Genomic DNA, 3,301 nt, shown 5'->3' on the forward strand with positions numbered 1-3,301 from the left:
GTGGGAGTGGGAACGGGGTTGTCGGGGGTTCGGGCTGGGTCTGAAGCACACTGTTGGGTCCTGAGGGAACGGGCGGAATGCTCGTTGAAAGTCCTCAGTACAGGGCCACGGAAGGATCCTCAAAGCTTGAGGGTTTGGATGTGGTTGCTGTTTGTTGTTTGAGATTTGCATAGTGGACGCGAGCATCTTTGTGGCCAAGTTTTTTAGGGCACACGGTGGATGCCTTGGCATCAGGAGCCGATGAAGGACGTGGGAGGCTGCGTTAAGCCTCGGGGAGTCGCCAACCAGACGTTGATCCGGGGATGTCCGAATGGGGAAACCTAGCACCAGTCATGTGGTGTTGCCTCCGCCTGAATGTATAGGGCGGTTGGTGGTAACGCGGGGAAGTGAAACATCTCAGTACCCGTAGGAAGAGAAAACAAGAGTGATTCCGTGAGTAGTGGTGAGCGAAAGCGGATGAGGCTAAACCGGGCGTGTGTGATAGCCGGCAGGCGTTGCATGTTCGGGGTCGTGGGACCTTCTTGAAGTGGCTGCCGTTGCTTCGAGCAGTGAGAAATCCATCTGGTAGTTGAAGCCTCTGGGAAGGGGCGCCGTAGACCGTGAGAGCCGGGTAGGCGAAATCGGATGGACTGCTGGAGGGTATCCCAAGTAGCACGGGGCTCGAGGAATCCTGTGTGAATCTGCCAGGACCACCTGGTAAGCCTAAATACTCCCTGGTGACCGATAGTGCACGAGTACCGTGAGGGAAAGGTGAAAAGTGCCCCGGTGAGGGGTCGTGAAAGAGTACCTGAAACCGTGTGCCTACAAGCCGTAGGAGCTTAAGCGGGGTTCGCCCTGCTTGTGATGTGACTGCGTGCCTTTTGAAGAATGAGCCTGCGAGTTATGGTGTGTGGCGAGGTTAACCCGTGTGGGGGAGCCGTAGCGAAAGCGAGTCTGAATAGGGCGTTGAGTCGCATGCTGTAGACCCGAAGCGGAGTGATCTACGCATGGGCAGGTTGAAGCTCAGGTAAGACTGGGTGGAGGACCGAACCCACCAGGGTTGAAAACCTGGGGGATGATCTGTGTGTAGGGGTGAAAGGCCAATCAAACTCCGTGATAGCTGGTTCTCCCCGAAATGCATTTAGGTGCAGCGTTGCGTGTTTCTTGCCGGAGGTAGAGCACTGGATGGCCGATGGGCCCGACAAGGTTACTGACGTCAGCCAAACTCCGAATGCCGGTAAGTGAGAGCGTGGCAGTGAGACTGCGGGCGATAAGGTTCGTAGTCGAGAGGGAAACAGCCCAGATCACCGACTAAGGCCCCTAAGCGTGTGCTAAGTGGGAAAGGATGTGGAGTCGCAGAGACAACCAGGAGGTTGGCTTAGAAGCAGCCACCCTTGAAAGAGTGCGTAATAGCTCACTGGTCAAGTGATTCTGCGCCGACAATGTAGCGGGGCTCAAGTACACCGCCGAAGTCGTGGCACTCAGATTTTGTCTGGGTGGGTAGGGGAGCGTCGTGCAGCCGGTGAAGCAGCAGAGTGATCTAGTTGTGGAGGCTGTGCGAGTGAGAATGCAGGCATGAGTAGCGAATCGAGGGTGAGAAACCCTCGCGCCGGATGACCAAGGGTTCCTGGGGCAGGTTAATCCGCCCAGGGTAAGTCGGGGCCTAAGGCGAGGCCGACAGGCGTAGTCGATGGATAACGGGTTGATATTCCCGTACCCGCTTCAATGCGCCCATATTGAACCTCGTGATGCTAAGAGTCCTTAGCTCGGGTTGTCCTTCGGGATGGCCGTCAGGGTGAACGCTCGGACCGATCGGGTAGTAGGTAAGCGATGGGGTGACGCAGGAAGGTAGTCCAGCCCAGGCGATGGTTGTCCTGGGGTAAGCATGTAGGGAGCGAGGTAGGCAAATCCGCCTCGTATATATCCTGAGATGTGATGCCGAGCCGATTGTGGTGAAGTGGATGATCCTATGCTGCCGAGAAAAGCCTCTAGTGAGTGTTGTGGCGGCCCGTACCCTAAACCGACTCAGGTGGTCAGGTAGAGAATACTAAGGCGATCGGGTGAACTGTGGTTAAGGAACTCGGCAAATTGCCCCCGTAACTTCGGGAGAAGGGGGACCTCTGCTGGTGATGGGCTTTGCGCCTGGAGCTGGTGGGGGTCGCAGTGGCCAGGGGGAAGCGACTGTTTACTAAAAACACAGGTCCGTGCGAAGTCGTAAGACGATGTATACGGACTGACGCCTGCCCGGTGCCGGAACGTTAAGGGGACCGCTTAGTCGACTTTCGGGTTGGCGAAGGTGAGAACTTAAGCGCCGGTAAACGGCGGTGGTAACTATAACCATCCTAAGGTAGCGAAATTCCTTGTCGGGTAAGTTCCGACCTGCACGAATGGCGTAACGACTTCCCCGCTGTCTCAACCGCAGACCCGGCGAAATTGCATTACGAGTAAAGATGCTCGTTACGCGCAGCAGGACGGAAAGACCCCGGGACCTTCACTACAGCTTGACATTGGCGTTTGGAGCGTCTTGTGTAGGATAGGTGGGAGACTGGGAAGCTCGGACGCTAGTTCGGGTGGAGTCATTGGTGAAATACCACTCTGGTCGTTTTGAACGTCTAACTCTGGTCCGTGATCCGGATCGGGGACAGTGTCTGGTGGGTAGTTTAACTGGGGCGGTTGCCTCCTAAAGGGTAACGGAGGCGCCCAAAGGTTCCCTCAGCCTGGTTGGTAATCAGGTGTTGAGTGTAAGTGCACAAGGGAGCTTGACTGTGAGACTGACGGGTCGAGCAGGAGCGAAAGCTGGGACTAGTGATCCGGCATCGGCGTGTGGAAGCGGTGTCGCTCAACGGCTAAAAGGTACCCCGGGGATAACAGGCTGATCTTCCCCAAGAGTCCATATCGACGGGATGGTTTGGCACCTCGATGTCGGCTCGTCGCATCCTGGGGCTGGAGTAGGTCCCAAGGGTTGGGCTGTTCGCCCATTAAAGCGGTACGCGAGCTGGGTTTAGAACGTCGCGAGACAGTTCGGTCCCTATCCGCTGCGCGCGTAGGAGACTTGAAAGGGGCTGTCCCTAGTACGAGAGGACCGGGACGGACGAACCTCTGGTGTGCCAGTTGTATCGCCAGGTGCATGGCTGGTTGGCTACGTTCGGAAGGGATAACCGCTGAAAGCATCTAAGCGGGAAGCTCGCCTTGAGATGAGGTCTCCCACCCTGTTGAGGGGGTAAGGCTCCCGGTGGATGACCGGGTTGATAGGCCGGGTGTGGAAGCGCGGTAACGTGTGGAGCTGACCGGTACTAATAGGCCGAGGACTTGACCTCAAAGC

Annotated in this window: 1 rRNA gene; it reads left to right on the forward strand. The window is 56.8% G+C overall.

The window, feature by feature from the left end:
- The first annotated feature begins 192 nt into the window (after positions 1–192).
- Positions 193–3,296: ribosomal RNA gene (locus ACFOY2_RS54720) — 23S ribosomal RNA — on the forward strand.
- Positions 3,297–3,301 lie beyond the last annotated feature (5 nt).

The organism is Nonomuraea purpurea, assembly GCF_042650645.1.
In the GTDB taxonomy this organism is placed as follows: Bacteria; Actinomycetota; Actinomycetes; order Streptosporangiales; family Streptosporangiaceae; genus Nonomuraea; species Nonomuraea purpurea.